The 20,375-nt window shown below is 69.8% G+C and carries 13 protein-coding genes; 8 read left to right on the plus strand and 5 right to left on the minus strand.

The features are described 5' to 3' along the window. Positions 1-69: 69 nt before the first annotated feature. Positions 70-1,272, minus strand: coding sequence for an SLC13 family permease (locus HOW07_RS06215; RefSeq protein ID WP_121291665.1), 1,203 nt, complete (start codon positions 1,270-1,272; stop codon positions 70-72). A gap of 252 nt (positions 1,273-1,524) precedes the next feature. Here HOW07_RS06215 and HOW07_RS06220 point away from each other — a divergent pair, with 252 nt between their 5' ends. Beyond that, positions 1,525-5,622 (plus strand): LamG-like jellyroll fold domain-containing protein, encoded by a 4,098-nt coding sequence (locus tag HOW07_RS06220; protein WP_175116344.1) that lies wholly within the window; start codon positions 1,525-1,527, stop codon positions 5,620-5,622. 43 nt (positions 5,623-5,665) lie between these two features. Here the strand turns inward: HOW07_RS06220 and HOW07_RS06225 are convergent, their stop codons facing one another. The 3 genes from HOW07_RS06225 to HOW07_RS06235 all read right to left on the minus strand — a co-directional run bounded on the left by HOW07_RS06225 (position 5,666) and on the right by HOW07_RS06235 (position 8,216). Next, positions 5,666-6,043 (minus strand): DUF1801 domain-containing protein, encoded by a 378-nt coding sequence (locus tag HOW07_RS06225; RefSeq protein WP_175116345.1) that lies wholly within the window; start codon positions 6,041-6,043, stop codon positions 5,666-5,668. 4 nt (positions 6,044-6,047) lie between these two features. Continuing rightward, entirely contained in the window at positions 6,048-7,346 is a 1,299-nt protein-coding gene (locus tag HOW07_RS06230) for a C40 family peptidase (RefSeq protein WP_254628168.1), read from the minus strand. A 384-nt stretch (positions 7,347-7,730) separates the two neighbouring features. Further along, complete coding sequence (locus HOW07_RS06235) at positions 7,731-8,216, minus strand: MarR family winged helix-turn-helix transcriptional regulator (protein ID WP_231884389.1); 486 nt, start codon at positions 8,214-8,216, stop codon at positions 7,731-7,733. Between the two features lie 486 nt (positions 8,217-8,702). On the opposite strand from HOW07_RS06235, the gene HOW07_RS06240 reads away from it, so the two are divergent. The 4 genes from HOW07_RS06240 (at position 8,703) to HOW07_RS06255 (ending at position 13,998) form a co-directional block, all read left to right on the plus strand. After that, complete coding sequence (locus tag HOW07_RS06240; RefSeq protein WP_354293208.1) at positions 8,703-10,247, plus strand: sugar transferase; 1,545 nt, start codon at positions 8,703-8,705, stop codon at positions 10,245-10,247. 493 nt (positions 10,248-10,740) lie between these two features. Further along, positions 10,741-12,009, plus strand: coding sequence for a glycosyltransferase (locus HOW07_RS06245; protein ID WP_175116346.1), 1,269 nt, complete (start codon positions 10,741-10,743; stop codon positions 12,007-12,009). Continuing rightward, positions 12,006-12,785 carry a CDP-alcohol phosphatidyltransferase family protein gene (locus HOW07_RS06250; protein WP_175116347.1) on the plus strand — a complete coding sequence of 260 codons (780 nt, stop codon included), beginning with the start codon at positions 12,006-12,008 and terminating at the stop codon, positions 12,783-12,785. Before HOW07_RS06245 ends, HOW07_RS06250 begins: the two co-directional genes overlap by 4 nt. A gap of 103 nt (positions 12,786-12,888) precedes the next feature. Further along, positions 12,889-13,998, plus strand: a complete 1,110-nt coding sequence (locus tag HOW07_RS06255) for a glycosyltransferase (RefSeq protein ID WP_231884391.1) — start codon at positions 12,889-12,891, stop codon at positions 13,996-13,998. A gap of 42 nt (positions 13,999-14,040) precedes the next feature. On the opposite strand, the gene HOW07_RS06260 is transcribed toward HOW07_RS06255, so the two are convergent. Beyond that, positions 14,041-14,769 (minus strand): hypothetical protein, encoded by a 729-nt coding sequence (locus HOW07_RS06260; RefSeq protein ID WP_354293213.1) that lies wholly within the window; start codon positions 14,767-14,769, stop codon positions 14,041-14,043. Between the two features lie 29 nt (positions 14,770-14,798). Here HOW07_RS06260 and HOW07_RS19625 point away from each other — a divergent pair, with 29 nt between their 5' ends. Genes HOW07_RS19625 through HOW07_RS06275 form a run of 3 tightly spaced genes read left to right on the plus strand, consistent with a single transcriptional unit; the run spans position 14,799 to position 20,180 of the window. Beyond that, positions 14,799-16,238, plus strand: coding sequence for a polysaccharide biosynthesis tyrosine autokinase (locus tag HOW07_RS19625; RefSeq protein ID WP_175116348.1), 1,440 nt, complete (start codon positions 14,799-14,801; stop codon positions 16,236-16,238). Between the two features lie 4 nt (positions 16,239-16,242). Then, a complete protein-coding gene (locus tag HOW07_RS06270) occupies positions 16,243-17,463 on the plus strand; it encodes an acyltransferase family protein (protein WP_175116349.1) in 1,221 nt (406 codons plus the stop codon). Between the two features lie 11 nt (positions 17,464-17,474). After that, complete coding sequence (locus HOW07_RS06275; RefSeq protein ID WP_175116350.1) at positions 17,475-20,180, plus strand: right-handed parallel beta-helix repeat-containing protein; 2,706 nt, start codon at positions 17,475-17,477, stop codon at positions 20,178-20,180. The last annotated feature ends 195 nt before the right edge of the window (positions 20,181-20,375 follow it).

The following is a 20,375-nucleotide window of genomic DNA, read 5'->3' on the forward strand; positions in this document are numbered from 1 at the left end:
GTCACGGAGCTGTTGGAGCGGCGCCGGGCGGCAGACGCACGCCACGAGCACGAGGGCGGCGCTGGGACGTCACGGCAGTATGGCGCCGGCACCCTGGGCCAGCCAGAGCCCGACGGTGGCGAGGGCCACCGTCAGCGGGGCGACCACGAATCCGAGCGCGATGAACCGACCCCAACCGAACTCGACGTCCGCCGCGGTGAGCCGCGCGTGCCAGAGCAGGGTCGCGAGCGCGGCCCACGGGGTGATGAGCGCGCCCGCGTTCACGCCGACGAGCAGGGCGGCGAACCGCACCGGGTCGCCGGCCACCGGCTCCAGGGCGAGGTACGCCGGGAGGTTGTCGACGAGGTTGGCGCTCGCCATGCCGACCCCCGCCAGCTGCAGGAGCGCCAGGAGGGAGTCGCCGGTCCCCGCGATGGACGCGAGCGCCCGCGCGAGCCCGAGGGCGTGAGCCGCCTCGACCACGAGGAACAGTCCTGAGGCGAGCAGGACGAGCTGCCACGGGACGAGCGCCGGACGCAACGCCGCCGGACGCCGGATGAGGAACACGACGACGAGGATCACCGCCGCGCCGACCGCCGACATCCACACCGGGATACCCGACACCAGCAGTGGCAGGAGCACCAGCACCACGAGCCCCGACGTCCACAGCAGCACCCGGTCGTCGTCCTGCGCCTCCACGTCCACCGTGTAGGCACCGGCGAGCTGACGGCGGTACACGATCGCGAGGACCACGCACGGGACCACGACCGCGATGATCGCGGGGACGACCATGAGCGCTGCGAAACCACCGGGACCGAGCGGGCCGCCGCCCGACGCCGTGGCGGCCTCGTCGATCGCGTGCTCCGCGAGGAGGTTGGTGAGGTTCGACACCGGCAACAGCAACGACGCCGTGCACGCCAACCAGACGGTGGTCAGGGCGAACGGCACCGGCGACAGCCCCGCGTGCCGCGCGAGCGTGATGACGACCGGCGTCAGGAGGACGGCCGTGGTGTCGAGCGAGAGGAAGACGGTGCTGAGCGTGGCCAGCGCGACGACGAGCAGCCAGAGCAACCAGGTGCTCCCCCGACCCCAGCGCACGAGCCGCGAGGCGACGAGGGTGAACAGGCCGGCGTCCGCAGCGAGTTCGGCGACGACGGTGATCGCGACGACGAACAGGAGGATCGGCCAGACACGGTCGGCGATGCCGAGGGCCTCCGGGGCGGGGAGGACACCGGTGAGGATCGCGATCGTCCCGATGACGAGCAGCACGACGCCGAGCACGGCACTGCGCACGAGGCCTCCTTCACGACCGGTCCGTCGGAGCACTGTCGCTCGCTCGGCAGTCGATCATACGTCTGCCGGTTCCTCGGCCACGGTCGTTCCGAGCAGCCCGACCTGACCGCCTTGCCCCGAATTGGGGGCGCCACCCGCCTTGGAAGACTCGCAGTGGACTGACAGCATCGGAAGACGTGCCGAAGCAGATGCGTGGTGCTTTGGCCGCCTCGCTCGTCCGGTGCGCCACCACCACCGGAAGAGGGGAACACCGTGGGTCGACTGCGAACCGAACGAGCCGACGAGTCTCGAACGCGGATCCCGAGGGGATGGGAGCGCGTCCTCATCGGCGCTGCGACGACGGCGACCATCCTGCTCGGCACGCTCGTCCCGGTCTCCGCCGCCGTCGCCGATAGTGCGCCTGTGGATCCTACCGATCCGCTCACCCCGACGACCGTGACCGCGGATTCGCTGCCCGCCCCGCAGATCGACGGCGTCGTCTGGGACCAGGTCGTCGCCGGCGGTACGGTCTACGTCGGTGGACAGTTCACGACCGCGCGACCAGCCGGAGCCGCAGCCGGGGTCGCCACCGTCACGCGGTCCAACTTCCTCGCGTACGATCTCGCGACCGGCGAGCTGCGCTCGGACGTCTCGACGTCTTTCGACGGGCAGATCCGGGCGATGGCCGTGTCCCCCGACCAGTCGCGGCTGTACGTCGCCGGTTCCTTCACGAAGGTCGACGGCACGACCCGGTATCGCGTCGCGGCGTTCGACCTTCCGTCGATGACCCTCGTGTCGAGCTTCGCTCCGACCGTCAACGCGACCGTCGAATCGATCGCCGTCTCCGCGACGAGCGTATACCTGGGCGGCATCTTCACCTCCGTGCAGAAGAACGAGCGTCTCCGTGGGGCCGCGCTCAGCACGACGAATGCCGCGTTGCAGCCGTGGAACCCCTCGGTGCTCGGCGGCTCGGTCAAGGCGATCGTCGTCTCGCCCGATGCGTCGAAGATCGTACTCGGCGGCGGATTCACCTCGATCGGCGGCTCCACCGAGCCGGGCCTCGGCATGGGTGCGGTCACCGGTGACTCGGGTGTGGTCCTACCGTGGGCTGCCAACTCCATCATCCGGAACGGCGGCACGAAGTCCTCCGTCTTCTCGCTGTCCTCGGACGCCGACAGTGTGTACGGCGTCGGCTACCAGCACAGTCAGGGCGGGAAGGCCACCGAGGGGACGTTCCGCATGAGCTGGGCCGACGGCAGCCTCCAATGGTTGGCGGACTGCCACGGGGACAGCTACTCGGTACAGGTCGTCGGCGACGTCGTCTACACGGCCGGACACGCACACGCCTGCGACAACACCGGGGGCTTCCCCAACGCCGAGGGATACCACCGCGCGGTCGCCTTCTCGAAGGAGAGCGTCGGACGGGTCGCACACAACACCCCGCCCGGAGGCTGGACCTACGGCAATTTCGAGGGCAATCCCGCCACCGAACTCCTCCACTGGTTCCCCGACATGAACGCCGGCAGCTACACCGGCCTGAGCCAGGGCCCGTGGGACGTCGCCGCAAGTGGCGAGTACGTGCTGTACGCCGGAGAGTTCACGACTGTGAACGGTGCGCCGCAGCAGGGTCTCGCTCGGTTCGGTACACGCGCCGTCTCGACGAACGTGCAGGGCCCGCAGCTCGGGGGCTCCAAGATGGCCCCGACCGTGACCGCGATCGGTGACGGCGCGGCGAAGGTCACCTGGCCGTCGAACGAGGACCGCGACAGCGAGGTGCTGCGATACGACGTCATCCGCGACAACGACACGGCATCGCCCGTGTTCACCGTGAATGCAGCGGCGTCCTTCTGGGACAGGCCCGACCTCACGTTCATCGACCAGGGCCTCACGGTCGGTCGCGACTACCGGTACCGGGTGAAGACGACCGACGCCACCGGCAACGTCGCCTGGGGGGACAATGTGACATTCACGGCCGCAGGCGGCGCACCGATCGCCTCCACCGACCTGGACCGTTCGGTCCTCGCCGACAGTCCCTCGCACTACTGGTCACTCAACGAGGCGACGGGGACGACCGGCGGTGACTGGGTGGGGGCGGCCGAGCTGCAGCTGTCCGGCACGACCCTGGGCCGTGCTCAGCCCGGCGCGGAGTCCGACGGCGGCGGCACGTCGACGTCGTTCGGTGGTGACGCGCGCGGGGTGACAACGACGACCGAACCGTTCACCAACCGCTTCTCGCTCGAGGCGTGGGTCCAGACGACGTCGACGAGCGGCGGCCCGATCATCGGCGCATCCAACGGGACGGCGCTCGGCTCCGGTAACCGCGACCGCCTCGTCTACCTCGGCGACGACGGCCGCGTCCGTTTCGGTCTCTATCCCGGGACCGTCCGGACCGTCACCTCGGCCAGCGCGGTGAACGACGGCGAGTGGCATCACGTGGTAGCGGTCCTCGGCAACACGGGCCAGCAGCTCTACATCGACGGCGCCCTCGAGGCCGAGGACCAGGGAACCGTCCGGGCACAGGACTACAGCGGCTACTGGACCGTCGGCGGCACCTCGCTCTCCGGCTGGCCGGACCGCCCCTCGAGCGACCACCTGAACGGTCGTCTCGACAACGTGGCCGTCTATCCGCGAGCTCTCACCGGCGCGCAGATCGCAGCGCACCATTCGGTCGGGGTCGCCGGTGTCGCCCCCGACCCGGAGAACCAGGCGCCCACCGCCGCCTTCACGACGACGGTCGACGGGCTGGGTGTGACCGTGGACGGTACCACCTCGACCGACGGCGACGGCACCCTCATCGGATACGCCTGGGACTTCGGCGACGGTACGACCGCGAGCGGGGCCACCGCGAGCCACAGCTTCGCCGCCGCCGGCGATCACCCCGTCACGCTCACCGTGACCGATGACGATCAGGCGACGGCGAGCGTGACGCAGGTGGTGACGGTGACCGCACCGGTCGTCGAGCCGGAGCCGGGCGCCCAGCCGTTCGCCTCGGACACCTTCGAGCGTTCGGTGACGAACGCCTGGGGAGACGCCGAGACCGGCGGCTCCTGGACCGTGGCCGGAGGGAAGACCGCCTTCGCCGTGTCCGGCTCGACCGCGACGATCCAGGCTCCCGCGGGAGGCACCCGGGCCGCCCGCCTGATGGGCGTCACCGAGGCCTCGGCGGACGTGCTCACCGACGTCACCCCCTCGGTCGTCGCCAACGGTGGGGGCGGGTACTACTCGGTGATCACCCGCCAGGTCGGCACCGTCGCGTACAGCGCCAGACTCTGGTTCCGTGCCGCGAACGACGTCCGCCTGCAGCTGCTGTCCGGCACGACGGTGCTGGTCTCGCAGAAGATCGACGGGCTGTCGGCGTCCGCGGGTGGGACGCTGCGCCTCCGAGCCGCCGCCGGCGCCCCCGTGGACGGGGCGACGAGCCTCACCGCCAAGGTGTGGGCCGGGTCCTCTGCTGAGCCCGCCGACTGGCAGGTGTCGGCGAGCGACGCCGCCGCCGCTCTCCAGGCGCCGGGTGCGGTCGGACTCTCCGGCTATCTGTCGGCTTCCGCGAGCAATGGGCCCGTGACCTTCACGGTCGACACGTTCGACGCGGTCACCGCCGGTGGTCGTGAAACCGCAGCGCCCGCCCCCGACCCGACGGATCCGACGCCGCCCGCCGAACCGACTGACCCGACGCCGCCCGCCGAACCGACGGACCCGACCACGCCCACGGACCCGACGACACCTACGGACCCGACCGCACCCGCCGACCCGGCACCGCTCGTCTCCGACGACTTCGCCCGCGAAGTGACCGGTGGCTGGGGGGATGCGCTCCTCGGCGGCGCCTGGACGCTCGCCGGCGGCCGGACCGGCTTCGCCGTCACGTCGAACCGGGGTACCATCACCGCTGCTCCGGGCGCGACTCGCACCGCCGTCCTGGCGGCGACGCAGGTCGGAGCGGCCGAGACCTCGGTGACGTTCTCGCTCGACCAGGCGCCGAGCGGCGGCGGTCAGTTCGTCTCACTCATCGTGCGGCAGGTCGGTTCCGAGCGATACGTCACGCGCGCTTGGATCCAGGCGTCCGGTGTCGTCCAGCTGCAGGTGCAGCGCAACGGCAACACCATCAGCGCACTGAACCTCGCCGGGACGTCGGTCGGAGCCGGCAGCGAGGTCCACCTCGTGACGCGGACGACCGGCGTCAGCGGCACCACGATCGAGGCCAAGGCGTGGACCGGAGACGTCGAACCGACGACGTTCCAGCTGTCCGTCGTCGACGACACCCCAGGACTGCAGGGTGTCGGAGCAGTGGGTCTGGGCCTGTACCTCTCGGGGTCCGCCACGGCGACGACGACCGTGTCGTTCCGAGACTTCCGGGTGCTGCCCCTCGGATGACCAGGTCCGGCGCCTGGCATCCCGGAGCATCCCGACACCTCGGTCAGGCCCGCACCCAGCGCCCGATCAGTTCGAGCAGGGCGGGTTCGGCGGCGGCCGCCGCATCGATGGTCGAGAAGGTGACGACACCGCGGTCCGGCGCAGCCCACACCACGAGACCGGAGGGGTCGTCGAACCGGAAGGCGTCGGTGTCGTCCCGCTGATGCACGCCCCGGTGCAGGATGATCCGGATACGGTTCGCCGGGTGCAGCGCGAAGGTGACGCGGTCCTCACCGTCGTAGACGAAGCTCGGCGCCTTCCACTTCAGGTGCTCCGAGAACCCCGTGTCCGAGGCCATGATCGCCTCGCGCAGACGGACGACCGCCGGTTTCAGCTGGTGCGTGAGGGACGCGAGGTAGGCGTCGACCTCGGCGGAGCTCATGGGATCAACCCGTCGGGCGACCGACGTAGGGTGCGACGTCGCCGGAGCCCCAGATGCCGCCGACACGGGTACCGGCCCGCTCGTTGGCTGCCTCGACGATCTGGCCGTTCCCCAGGTAGATGGCGACGTGGTAGTAGTCGTAGCCGCTCGACCAGAAGATGAGGTCGCCACGCTGCTTCTGGCTGTAGGGCACGAGGCGTCCCTGCGACTGCATCGTGTAGTACTGGTTCGTCGCCGAATGCGTCCCGATGCCGCTGCCGTAGGCCGCGCGGGTGAGCCCCGAGCAGTCCCAGACGTTCGGGCCGGAACCGCCGAGCTGGTAGCCCTTGCCGACCTGGGCGAGCGCGAAGGCGATCGCCGACTCGACGCCGGCGGAGTCCGGAGGTGCGACCGAGCCGCCGCCACCGCCACCGCCGCTGGACGCACCGCCGCCGCCACCGCTCGATCCGCCGCCGCCGGACGAACCACCGCCCGAGGCGGGAGGGGTGTTGGCCGCGGCTGCCGCCGCCGCTGCAGCCGCCTCCGCCGCTTGACGAGCGGACTCTCCGGCCGCGTACCCGCGCTCGGTCTCGGCGGTGGTGTTCTTCAACGAGGCGAGCTGCGCGTAGAGCTGGTCGGCCTGCTGCTCCTGGGCCGCCACGGCTGCGGATGCCGCCGCCGAGGCGCTCTCCGCCTCGTCGTACTTCGTCTGCGCTTCGCCCTCGAGGCGTTCGCGTTCGGTCTTCGCGACCTCCGCCTGGTCGGTCAGCCCGCTCGCCGCGTTGCGGTCGGTCACCGCCTCGGCGTAGCTCGCGGCGTTCCGCTCGCCCAGCTTGTCCATGACGGACAGACGGGACAACAGGTCGTCGGACTCCCCCGCGCCGAGGACGAGGTCGAGCGAGACGTCGCCGCCGCCGCCGCGCGACAGCTGCGCGATGAGCGCACCGGCGCGCTGCTTCGAGACCTTGGCAGCGGCCGCAGCGGCCTCGGCCTGCTCGCGCAGGGCCGACTCGCGGGCGGTCGCCTCGGTCACGGCGTCCTGCGCCTGACGATAGGCCTCGGCGGCGATCTGCGCCGTGCGGAACGCGGCGTCGGACTGCTCCTGCAGCGAGGTGATGAGCGCGGTGATGTTCGTGATCTCGGCGGCCTTCGCTGACTCACTCGACTTGGCCGCTTCGACGTCGGCCCAGCTCGGGTAGTCGTCCGCATGGGCCGGCAGTGCACCGACGGTGAGTGACGCCGTGACGACGCCGACGGAGAGGGCCATCGCCAGCCAGGGACGGCGGCGGCCGTACTGCGCACCGGGCGTTCGTGCGGGGGTCATCATTCTCCAGTCCGACGACACGATCACGGCGACCTCGGCGGGTCGCGGCCGTCATCCTGTCACAACAGTCACAATAGAAACTTTGATCACACTAGCCACTCTCGTCCCGGAGCACCAGCTCGAATCCCCCCGGACGGGGTACTGCCATGCCTGGGTGTGCCTCTGAGCGGACACCCGAAGGGCCGCCCCGACTGGACACCCGCATCACGACGGTTCTCCGTGGGCACTTCGACAAGCTCAGTGACCGGAAGAGGCGCACCCGAAACCGGTCCGGTCCCTGAGCCTGTCGAAGGGCAGCCCCGGCCGGGCACCTCCGCATCCCGACGGTTCTCCGTGGGCACTTCGACAAGCTCAGTGACCGGAGTGGGCGCGTCGGGCCACGGGTCAGGCGGGTTCGACGTCCTCGGGCGACCAACGGGCGGACTCGCCCGAACGGATGATCGCGAGCAGCTGGGACCGCAACGCCGACTCGTCGGGGAGTTCCGGGAAGACGTCGGCCTCCAGCCGGTGCGCGGCGAGCCAGGCCTCATCACCCGCAGTCGTCCGGCTCACCACGTGACGGCGACGGTCGTCGACCGCGGCGATGCGCTCGATGTGGCCGGCCCGCTCCAGTCGGTCGAGCGTGCGCGACATGGTCTGGTTCTGCACGCGGGCCCGACGGGCGAGCTCCTTCTGACTGGCGGGCCCGCTGTCGAGCAGGTGCAGCACGATGAGCCCGGCGTGGGTCACCCCGATGCCGTCGAGGGCCTGCTGCCAGGTGTGCTCGATCAGTCGCGACGCCGTGGAGAGGAGGCGGCCGGTCGGCCAATCGGCCATGGGATCGCGGGCGGCGTCGGCGATCGCGCCATCGGTCGCGCGCGCTCCATCCATGGCACCAATGTAGTCGCTGAGCGTGCGGCCGAGCCGCCATCCGGGATGGGCGCAGCCGGGTCGGGCGGTGCTGTCCCCCACCGGGCCCCGACGGACGCGATCGACGAAGTCCGTGGCCGGATCTGCGAATGACGACGGAATCACGCGTCCGAGGGCACGCTCACCCCCAGAATTGGGGGCCGTCACCCCCCTGGAGTGGGGGATCCGCCGATGACCCCCGCTTCCTAGAGTTGAGGGATATCCAAGGGGGACGCTCATCTCGACCGGTATCACCGGTCGGTCGTGGGTACACGAGCGACGTCGCGTTCTCCGCGGGCGGCCCGAACCGCCCGTGCGCACCGCGCACCAGCACCACACCCGAACCCACAAGTGGATAGCAGCCCTCATGACGACGTACCCGAACCGCCGTCGGACCCTCCGACGCCCATGTCCGTGCACCCGAACCGCGGCCACCCCCCCGCACCGCACCGAACGGTGGGCCACCGCGTGAGCACCGACGTCAAAGAACACCCGTTCCCGATCACCGGCCCGATCGCGAGCCCCATCGGGTTGCGCCGACGTCGAGCCGTCGCGCTCGGCGCGGCCTCCTCCCCCGCCGCGGTCGCCTCACTGACGCAACGCGAATGGTCGAAGCGATACCGTCGTCGAGTCGTCCTCACGGACAGCGCGATCGCACTCTTCGCCGTCTCCGCCGCATTCGTCGTGCGGTTCGGCGACGACCCGGTCGGCCCCGAGGCCCAGCAGCTCTATGTCCTGCTGTCGGGCGTCATCGTGTTCGTCTGGCTCGCCTTCCTCGGCTTCACCAGGACCCGGGACAGCCGCATCATCGGTTCCGGCGTCGCCGAGTACAAGCGCGTCGTCAACGCCAGCGCGTTCGCATTCGGCATCCTCGCCATCGTCTTCCTCATCCTGAAGATCGACATCGCGCGGGGGTACTTCATCCTCGCGCTCCCCGCCGGGACACTCGCGCTCCTCGCCTCCCGCTGGATGTGGCGCCGCTGGCTGCTCAGCCGCCGCCGAGTCGGCGAGTACACGGCACGGACGGTGGTCGTCGGTCGGCGTGACGACGTCGACTACGTCCTCGAACAGGTCGCGAAGCAGCACAGCATGAGCTACACCGTCGTCGGTGCGGCGATCGTCGACGAGGAGACCGCCGAGCCGTTCTCGAGCCGGGGCCGATCCGTCCCGGTCATCGCCCACGTCGACGGCGTGGCGCAAGCCGCTTCGAACCTCACCGCCGACGCGGTCATCATCGCCGGACCCGTCGACGGCGGCAGCGACTACATCCGTCGCCTCGGCTGGGACCTCGAGGGGACCGCCACTGAACTCGTGCTCGCCGCGCGGCTGACGGACGTGGCCGGACCTCGGATCCACTTCCGACCGGTCGAAGAGCTGCCGCTGATCCATGTCGAGATCCCCCAGTTCGAAGGCGGTCGCCACATCATGAAGCGCGCGCTCGACATCGGTCTCACGGGCTTCGGGATCCTGCTCATCTCGCCGCTGTTGGCCCTCATCGCACTCGCGGTCAAGCTCGACAGCCCGGGTCCGGTGCTGTTCCGGCAGGAACGCGTCGGTCGGAACGGCGAACGGTTCACCATGTTCAAGTTCAGGTCGATGATCACCGACGCCGAAGCCGCCCTCCCAGCCCTCATGGCGCAGAGCGAGGGCAACGGCGTGCTCTTCAAGATGAAGAACGACCCGCGGGTCACGCGCGTCGGCCGCATCCTGCGCAAGTACTCCCTCGACGAGTTCCCACAGCTGTGGAACATCCTGACCGGCGACATGAGCCTCGTCGGGCCCCGGCCGCCACTGGCGAGCGAGGTCGCCGAGTATGAGAAGGACGTGCACCGACGTCTGCACATCAAGCCTGGCCTCACCGGCATGTGGCAGGTCTCCGGGCGTTCCGACCTGACCTGGGAGGAGAGCGTCCGCCTGGACCTCTACTACGTGGAGAACTGGTCCATCACGGGCGACCTGATGATCATGTGGCAGACCGTCAAGGTCGTACTCAAACCGGTCGGCGCGTACTGATGCGCGGGCCGCTGTCGGTGATGCCCCCAAAGCGAGGGGTGTCCTGCGAAAAGAGGACAAATCCCCTTCCAGAGGGGACAACACTTCGATACAGTCGTCTCCATCACCGCGAACCGGTGAGCCGCTCGACACCCGAAACACCCGAATCCGTCGAGTCGGTCCACCTGGTCAATGACGCCGCTCGCGCGCACGAACCCGATCGTGCATCGATATCCGTGACGCTTACCCGAGCGAATCGACCTTCGACGCCGTCCGCACCCGAAAGCGGACGTACCGGGCGAACGCGCACGCGCTGCACCATCGTCGTCGTGCAGGGACACCCGACCCGGTACGCGACGCCCACCATCCGAGCAACGACGCTTGCAGCGTCGACATCCCGCCCCGCCACGCAGACCCGGACACACTGCCGCGGAAGCGAACCCATGAGAAACCCGAACTCACCCATGACCTCCATTCAGCAGCGCTCGACGACCGGCGAAACGGCGACGATCCGATGACTGGCCACTCTCGCAGGGGCGTCGCCCACGGACGTCAGCCCGACGGCACCCTTCGCATCGCGATGGTCGGCACGCGAGGAGTCCCTGCGGCGTACGGCGGGTTCGAGACCGCGGTCGAGGAGATCGGCAGCAGGCTCGCCGCGCGCGGCCACGAGGTCACGGTCTACTGCCGCCGCACCGCGGCTGAGCAACCGGCCGAGCATCTCGGTATGCGACTCGTGCACCTGCCTGCCGTCCGCAAGAAGGTCCTCGAGACCCTCAGCCACACCGCTCTGTCCGTTCTCCACATGGCGGTCACCCGACGCCACGATGTCGCCTTCGTCTTCAACGCGGCGAACGCACCTTTCGTCCCAGTCATCCGCGCCAAGGGCGTACCGACCGCCGTGCACGTCGACGGCCTCGAATGGAAGCGGGCGAAGTGGAGCGGTTCAGGCAAGCGCTACTACCGCTGGGCCGAGGAACGTTCCGTTCGCACAGCCGACGCCCTCATCGCCGACGCGGCCGGGATCGCCGACTACTACGAGCAGCAGTTCAGCGTGCCGACCGAACTCCTCACCTATGGCGCGAAGATCCTCGAACACCCCAGGACGGATCTGCTCGGCTCCGGCGCCGGTGTCGAGGCCGGCGCGTTCCACCTCGTGGTCGCCCGCTTCGAACCGGAGAACCACGTCGACCTGATCGTCGAAGGCTTCATCCGCAGCGCCGCGCGGCACCCGCTGGTCGTCGTCGGTTCGGCACCGTACGGCGCCGAACACAGCGAGCGCATCGCCGCCCTCGCCGCGAGCGATCCTCGCGTGCACCTGCTGGGCGGCGTCTGGGACCAGGAGCTCCTCGACCAGCTGTACGCCGGCGCGCTCACCTACGTCCACGGCCACTCGGTCGGCGGCACCAACCCCTCGCTCCTCCGCGCCATGGGCGCCGGTACGGCCGTGATCGGTTTTGACTCCGTGTTCAATCACGAGGTGGTCGGCGACTCCGGTTCCTTCTTCGCGGCGAGCGACGAGGTCGCCCGCCTCATCGAACAGGCCGAACTGGACGAGGCGGGCACCGCCGCCCTCGGAGCGGCCCTCCAGGTGCGCGCCGCGGAGGTCTACCGCTGGGACAGCATCGCCGACGGCTACGAAGCACTCGCCCTCCGCCTGGCGGACGGCGCGACGATCCACGGCACCGGACGATTCACCCGCCTGCCCATCGACTGGAACCCGAAACCGGTCAGCAGCATCAACCCGACACACGTCACCGAGAGCACCGGAGGATTGGCATGACCCGAATCACTGCCGACACCCGTTCGACCACCGAGTCCTACACCGAGATCGTCGCCCGCCTGGCCGGTGCGCAGAAGAAGCGGGCTGCCGGAGCGCCGGCCTACTCGATCTACGTGAACCGCAAGGCCGGCCGATACCTGGCCGCCGGCGCCTACAAGGTCGGACTCACGCCGAACATCGTCACGGCGATCAGCGCGGTGTTCACCTTCTCCGGCATCGCGATGCTGGCCATCCTCCCGCCGACGTGGTGGGTCGGCGTCGCCGTCTGGCTCGCGCTGGCGATCGGATACGCCTTCGACTCGGCCGACGGTCAAGTCGCACGTCTGCGCGGCGGCGGCTCCGCCAGCGGTGAGTGGCTCGACCACGTCGTCGACGCCACGAAGATCTCGACCCTGCACCTCGCCGTGCTCATCATGGTGTTCCGCCACTTCGAGTTCACCGACCCGGCGCTCTACCTCATCCCCATGGGGTACACGGTGGTCGCGGCGGTGTCGTTCTTCGCGATGATCCTGAACGACCAGTTGAAGGCCGCCTACGGGTTCAAGCCCGCTGCGGACGCGCGGAGGAGCTCGCCGTTCCGCTCGCTCCTCGTGATCCCGACGGACTACGGCTTCCTCTGCCTGGTGTTCCTGCTGCTCGGCGCGCCCGTCCTCTTCTTCGCCGTGTACACGCTGATGTTCGTCGCGAACGCCGGCCACCTGCTCCTCGCCTCCGTGAAGTGGTTCCGCGACATGGACCGCCTGGGTGCAGACCCCGTCTCCGAGCTGCTGAGTTGATCGGACGATGAACGACCTTGGGGGGTCTGGACGGCCCGAGCCGATCAGACGGAGGACGCTGCTGCTCGCTCATCCGAGTGCAGACCTGTACGGATCCGATCGCGTGTTCCTGGAGACGGTGGAGGCGTTCGTCCGCGACGGGTCCGACGTCGTGGTCACCATGCCCGCGGACGGACCACTCAGCCCGCTGCTCGTCGAACGGGGTGCGCGGGTCCACATCGTGCCGACCCTCGTGCTGCGGAAGCGTCTGCTCACCCCACGCGGGTTCGGCGAGCTCGTGTCGCAGACCGTCCGAGGTCTGCGAGCGGGTGGTCGTCTCATGCGCGAGGTGCAGCCCGATCTCGTCTGGACCAACACCATCACGATCCCCTTGTGGACGGCGCTCGCGCGGCTGCGCCGTCTCCCCTCCGTCGTGCACGTGCACGAGGCGGAAGGATCGGCGAAGCCGATCGTGATGCGCGCCCTCGCATTCCCCCTGCTGTTCGCCGATCGGCTGATCGCCAACAGCTCGTACAGCGCCAAGACACTCGAGCGTTCCTACGCCCGCCTCGTCGACCGGACGACCGTCGTCCTCAACGGGGTCCCCGGGCCGTCCGAGGTCACGGCTCCTCGGACGGACGTCCTCGACGAACTTCGCGTGCTCTTCGTCGGACGCCTGTCACCGCGGAAGGGGCCGGACCTCGTCATCGAGGCCGTCGACGAACTCAACCGCCGTGGGATCGACGCGCGCGCCGACATCGTCGGCGCGGTCTACCCCGGCTACGAGTGGTTCGAGGACGAGCTGCGCGCCTCGATCGCCGCGCGGGACCTGGCGGACCGTGTCACGCTCCTCGGCTTCCAGCCGACCCCGTGGCCTGCACTCGCCGCCAGCGACGTGCTGGTCGTGCCCTCCCGGCTCGACGAGCCGTTCGGGAACACCGCCGTCGAGAGCATCCTCGCCGCACGGCCGGTCGTGGTGAGCGACACCTCCGGGCTCCGCGAGGCCGCCGCCGGCTACCGCGCAGCGAGTTTCGTGACCCCCGCAGACGCCGTCGCGATCGCCGACGCGCTCGCCGAGATCCGGTCCGACTGGGCTGCTCGGTCCGCGGCAGCGCTCGACGACGAGCGCATCGCGGCCGACCGCCATTCGGTCAGGGCCTATCAGGACCGCATCATCGACTCGGTGGACGGGCTTCCGCTCCGGCCTCGTGGAGCGGAGCGGGTCGATGCGTAGCGACCTGCTTCCAGCGCAGGGCCTCCTGGCAGCGGCGGGTGGTCAGGCCACGTCGCGCGGTGCCGTCCTCGGCAACGCGTCGGCGAGCAGCCCGGCGACCTCACCGACCTGCGCGATGGTGCGGTCATGGGCGGCCGACCCCGAGAGGTGGCCGTCGGCGATGTCGAACGGGTCCGTCGGCGCCGCAGTCCGTCCGAACCGTCGGAGGCCCTTCGGTCGACGGCTCGGCGCGACGAACCCGCGGCGCCCGTGGATGACTGCCGCGAAGCGGTCGAGCACACCCTCCAGCTCGATCCCGTCCTCGTCTGCGAATCCGGGCACGACGGCCAGAGCCGCCGCCTCCCGCAGGGTGAACGTCCGGGAACGGGCGGCGGGTGCGAGCGTGGCGATCGCCGATCGCTCGGCCGTCGACGCGGTGAGGATCAACGATGCGTGGTCGATGATCGCCTCGGTGATCGGCCGTGACCGGTGGGCATCGGCGAACGCCGCGAAGCCGGTGCCGCGCTCGAGCCGCCTCACCCGCTCACAGATCTCCGAGCCGGTCCGCGCCGTCACCCCGGCGCTCTCGACGACGACCTGGTCGAATTCGGCGAGTCCGCTCAACCGGCGTTGCAACTGGAACGCCGCAAGTGGCGACCGGCAGACGTTCGCCGCGCACACCACCAGCAGTGTCTGGTCACGTTGCTCGTCCAGATCCCCGCTCCCCTCGTCCTCCCCACATGATAGTGGGACCAACAGGGCGGCCGTTCCGCGCCGCCCACAGCACAGCACCGGCCCGGTGCCGGCAGAAGGGCAGTGACGTGACCGTTCACGACTACCTCGGCGCGATCCGCAAGCAGTGGGCCGTCATCCTTCTCCTGGCGCTCCTCGGAGCGGCGGGAGGTTATGTCTACGCTCAGTCCATGCCGAGCATGTACCGCTCGACGAGTAGCGCCTACGCCTCCGCCGCGTACGGCGAGTCGACGAGCGAACTCGTCCAGGGTTCGACCTACGTGCAGAACCTCGTGCAGTCCTACGCCCTCATCGCGAAGTCCCCGTACGTGCTGCAGCCGGTCATCAACGACCTGGGTCTCGATCTGACGGTCGCGCAGCTCGCTCGGACCGTCACGGCGGACACCCCCCTCAACACCGTGGTGGTCGACATCTCCGTCGTGAACTCCGACCCGGAGCTGGCCAGGGCGATCGCCGACGGCATCGCGAAGTCATTGTCAGACGCCGTCGCGAACATCTCCCCGAAGGATGCCGCACAGGCCGCATCGGTGCAGCTCACCATCATCTCGCCGGCGTCGGCACCGGCGAACCCGGTCTCGCCGGATGTCCGGCTGATCACCGCTCTCGGCGCCGCGGTCGGTGTCCTGCTCGGCTTGGCTTGGGCGGTCCTCCGCGAGCTCGTGGACACCCGCATCCGGAGCAACACCGACATCGGCCTCGTCACCGACCTGCCCCTCCTCGCGGAGATCGGCCGCACCTCACGCGAGCGACGCATCGCCCAGGTGGTCCGCTCCAGCCCGAACGGCGTCACGGCCGAGGCGTTCCGGTCACTGTGCATGAGCCTCGCCTTCGCCGACGTCGACAAGCCGGTCGCCTCCGTGGTGGTCACCTCCGCGCTGCCTGGCGAGGGGAAGAGCTCCGTGTCGGTCGGGCTCGCGATGTCACTCGCGGAATCAAGCGGGAGCGTCATCCTGGTCGACGGCGACCTCCGGAACCCTTCGATCGCCGACTACACCGGCCTCGAGGGATCGGTCGGTCTCACCAGTGTCCTCCTGGGCGACTCGTCGCTCGACGACGCGGTCCAGCCCTGGGGTGTCCCCGGCCTGGACATCCTCGTCGCGGGCGCCGTCCCACCGAACCCGAACCAGCTCCTCGCCTCGGACACGATGCGCGGCACCCTTGAGACGTTGAAGGCGCACTACGACTTCGTGGTCATCGACACGTCCCCGGTCATCCCGGTGACAGACCCCCTCTGGCTCGTCCACGAGACCGACGGTGCGATCGTCGTCGTCCGGGAGCGTCGGACGAAGCGGCAGCAGCTCCAGAAGGCGCTGTCCAACCTCGACTCCGTCGGCGCGCGTGTGCTCGGTGTCGTGGCGAACGACGTCCGGCACCATGAGCGGACCACGTACTACACCGATGACGAGAACGCCCGACCCCGCCAGAGCGGCCGTGTGCCCCGCCCGCGCCGGCGAGCGATCGCGACCGGGGCCTCGGAGCCGACCCCCGAGACCGCCGGAGACCGGTAACCCCATGTCCGCGACCGCCCGACACGCGCGGCCGGGTTCGGCTGAGGACACCGGTTCCCGAGAAACCTGGATCGATTCCGCGCGCGGTATCGCGATCATCCTGGTGGTCCTGTTCCACGCAGTCATGTACCTCGGCGTCGCCGGGATCGCCGGTCCATGGGCGCTCGCGAGCACTCCGCTCGACACCTTCCGGATGCCGCTGTTCTTCTTCGTCTCCGGGCTGCTGGCGCCCTCGGCGCTCGCCCGATCCTTCGGGGATCTGTTCCGCAAGCGTCTGGTCTTGCTGCTGTACCTCTACGTGGTGTGGAGCACCGTGCAGACCGCGTACGGCGCAGTGATGCCCCCCTTGGACGACGCACCGGACCCGGTGGGTTGGTGGTCCTTCGCCTCGATCCTCGTCCAGCCGCACCCCAACCTCTGGTTCATCTACGCTCTGCCGATCTATTTCATGATCGCCTGGCTCATGCGCAGCTGGCCGAGGCTACTGCAGCTGGCGATCGCCGCGATCGTCTCCGGTGCGTTCGGCACCGGGATCTTCTCCTCGCTCGGTGTCCCGTGGGAGAAGGCGGGGCGCTATTTCTGCTTCTTCCTCCTCGCCGCGCACGCGGCACCGATCATCCGGCGGCTCGCTCCGCGGCTCCGGCTCGGACATCTGTTCGTGCTCGTCGTGATCTACGGAGGCATCGTCGCCTTCGTCCTCCGCACCGAGTGGCGATTCGCCCCCTTCGTGCTGCTCGGAGCCGGACTCGTGGCCACCGCCACCGGCATCGCGCTCGCGGTGGTGTTGTCCCGCGTGCGCGCGGGTGCCTTCCTGGGCTACCTCGGCACCAGGACCCTCCCGATCTACCTCGTACATACGTTTCCTATGATTGCCGTTGCTGGAGCTCTGCATCCAGTAGCGGACGAGGTCGCGCCCTGGCAGCGAGTGGCTCTCCCCCCTGCCCTCGCCGCGCTGTCGATCCTCGTATCACTAGGCATCCACCGCCTTCTCCGCTCGGTACCCGGCGTCTTCTCCGTCCCGGTCCAGAGGTGGACGACCACCTCGGATCTTCGCCTCCGAAACATGGACCCGTCACAGATCCCTGCTGTAGCATCCCTCAACAACACTCCAGCGCCACCCGACCGAAACGGCCTCCCGAAGGCCGAGTCCGCCCCGCACGACGCGACCGCACCACCCCCGCCCCCTGCTCCGCGTCGAGGGATCGGACGTTCCCGATCCCTGTGAGGAACCCCGTTTTGACTTCCGCTCCGCACGCAGCCGGTCCCCCCGCCGACCGCCGACACCCGAACCGGACGACGACCAGCACCCCCGCGACGCCTGAGCGGCGCGGTCGGGCCCGGCGTCTCGGCTCACTGCTGGCCGCCGGTGCCGCAGCCGGCGCACTGATCCTCAGCTCGTTCACGGTCGCGACGCCGGCGAGCGCCGCGACGGAGACCTGGAAGGTCGGCTCCCCCGTCGTCAACGACACCTTCGCCAGGACCGTGGCGAGCGGATTCGGCACCGCAGACCTCGGGGGCGCCTACACCTCCCCGGTCACCACCGGCCTGGCCGTGGCGAGCGGTGGCAGCATCTCCTTCGCCACCCCGGGCACGGCCCGCCAGGCCGTGCTCTCCGGAGTCCAGATCGCCGACGTGCAGGCGACCGCGACGATCACCGTCCCGACCCTCCCGACCGCTGGTAGCGGACTGTACTTCGGGCTGCAGACGCGCTCCGACGGCAAGCGGTACTACCAGAGCACCCTGCGTGTCACACCCACCGGCTCGGTCTACCTCGGCACCGCCCGCGTCGACGGCTCGACCGCCGACCAGACGAGGCTCTCCAAAGAGGCGCTCATCGCCTCAGACCTCCAGCCCGGTCAGTCGCTCCAGATGGACCTCCGCACCCGCTCCTCCAACAGCGTCACGATCGCCAGTCGCGCCTGGGTCGTCGGCGGTGCGAAGCCCTCCTGGCAGCGGATCGCCACGGACGCGAGCGCTCAGCGGCTGCAGTCCGGCGGAATCGGGGTCTGGGGCTACCTCTCCAGCGCCGCGGCACCGCAGGGCCTCGGGATTAGCGCGTTGAGCGCCGCCCCCGTCACCTCGACGACGTCGAACCCGGAACCGGAACCGACGACGCCGGTCCCCACGCCGACGGAACCCACCGACCCCGTCGAGACGCCGGCGCCCGAGCCCACCACGCCGGCCGAGCCGACGACGCCCACCACCCCCACCACGCCGACGACGCCGACCACGCCGACGGGCCCTGACGCACAGGTCCCCTCCGCCGGTCGCGGCTCCGCGGCGGTCGGTTCGACGTCCTACGCGATCCCGACGAAGGCGTTGTACGTGTCCGCCGGCACGGGCAACGGCGGCTCCGGGACGCTCGCCTCGCCGTACACCTCGCTGGCCCACGCCATCGACAAGGCTCCGAGCGGCTCCACCCTCGTGCTCCGGGCCGGCACCTACCGGGAGAGCGTCGTCGTCGCGAGCTCGAAGAAGCTCACGATCCAGTCGTACCCGAAGGAGGCGGTGTGGCTCGACGGCAGCTCCACCGTGACCGGTTGGAAAAAGGGCTCGGTCGGCTGGGCCGTCTCCGGGTGGAACACCGGTTTCGACACCAGCCCGACCTTCACCAAGGGCGCGTCGGACGGCAGCGCCGAGGCCATCAAGTTCATCAACCCCGACTACCCGCTCGCCGCGTACCCCGACCAGGTCTGGATCGACGGCGTCGCCCAGCGACAGGTCGCGAGTGAGCGCGCCGTCACCGCCGGCTCGTTCTTCGTCGACCGCAGCGGGAAGCGGCTCGTCCTCGGCACCGACCCGTCCGGCCGGACCGTCACCGCGAGCACACTCCAGACCGCGCTCGCCGTGAAGAGCGTCGGCAGCGTGGTGCGCGGCATCGGCGTCCGCAACTACGGCAACTCGGTCTACCAGATGGGCGCGATCACCGCCCAGAACGACGCCATCACCTTCGAGAACCTCGTCGTGCAGGACAACGCCACCATCGGGCTCTACGCCTGGGGCACCGCGGTGACCTTCGCGAACATCACGGCGACCGGCAACGGCATGATGGGCGGCGGCGCGAACGCGGCCGACAAGTTCACACTGAAGAACTCGGTCGTCTCGGGTAACAACGTGCAGAACTTCAACCGCATGCCGGTGTCCGGCGGGTTCAAGATCACCAGGTCCCGGACGGTCGCCTTCACGAACAACGACTTCCAGCGGAACACGACGGTCGGCCTCTGGCTCGACGAGTCGGTGTACAACGGGACGGTCACCGGGAACCGCTCGATCGCCAACGGGGCGACCGGGATCATCCTCGAGATCTCCGACACGTTCACGGTGACGAACAACGTCATCGCCTCGAACGGTCGGTACGGCCTCTGGATCGGCAACACCGGCAACGTGCAGGTCTGGAACAACACCATCACCGGCAACAGCATGGCCGCCCTGCAGCTGACCCAGGACAAGCGGCGGCAGACGAACGTCAACTCCGCCGGCCACGACCGGCGACAGTCGCTGCCGGACCTCACGGTCCCGTGGATCATCAAGAACGTCACGGTCTCGAACAACGTCATCTCCGGTGCGGGCGGCGGCTGCCTCGTCTGCGTCGAGGACCAGTCGAAGGAGTTCACGGCCGAGCAGATGAAGCTCACGCTGAACGGCAACGTGTACCAGCGGGCCTCGACGAACTCCCCCTCGCTCGCCGTCCGGTGGGGCCAGGGCGCGGGCACGGCCAAGAGCTTCGCGACGGTCGCCGCGTTCACGAAGGCGACCGGGCAGGAACGACGTTCGGTCCTCGTCGACGGGACCGCCGTGACGACGACGGGCTATCAGCTGACGCCCGCGGCACTCGCGCAGTCGGCACTCGTCGTGGTGGCCCTCCCGACCTCGATCGCAGGTCTGCTGGGACAATCGGCCGGCGTCGCACCGGCACGGGCGGGGAGCCTCCTCTCCCCCTGATCGGCCATCACCGGCTGTGGAACGGCGCGTGCCTCGGCACGCGCCGTTCTGTCGTCACCCCTCGGTTTGGGGGCAACATCCCCGCGAACGGGGGAAGGTCTTCCGGCAGGCCCTTCGGTAGAATCGGGTGATCGGTGGACGGACGCTACCCGGCGCGTCCTCCACCTCAGGCCCTCCCGAATCGACCGTCGCTCG

The sequence above is a fragment of the Plantibacter sp. MCCC 1A11337 genome, from assembly GCF_013349365.1.
In the GTDB taxonomy this organism is placed as follows: Bacteria; Actinomycetota; Actinomycetes; order Actinomycetales; family Microbacteriaceae; genus Plantibacter; species Plantibacter flavus_A.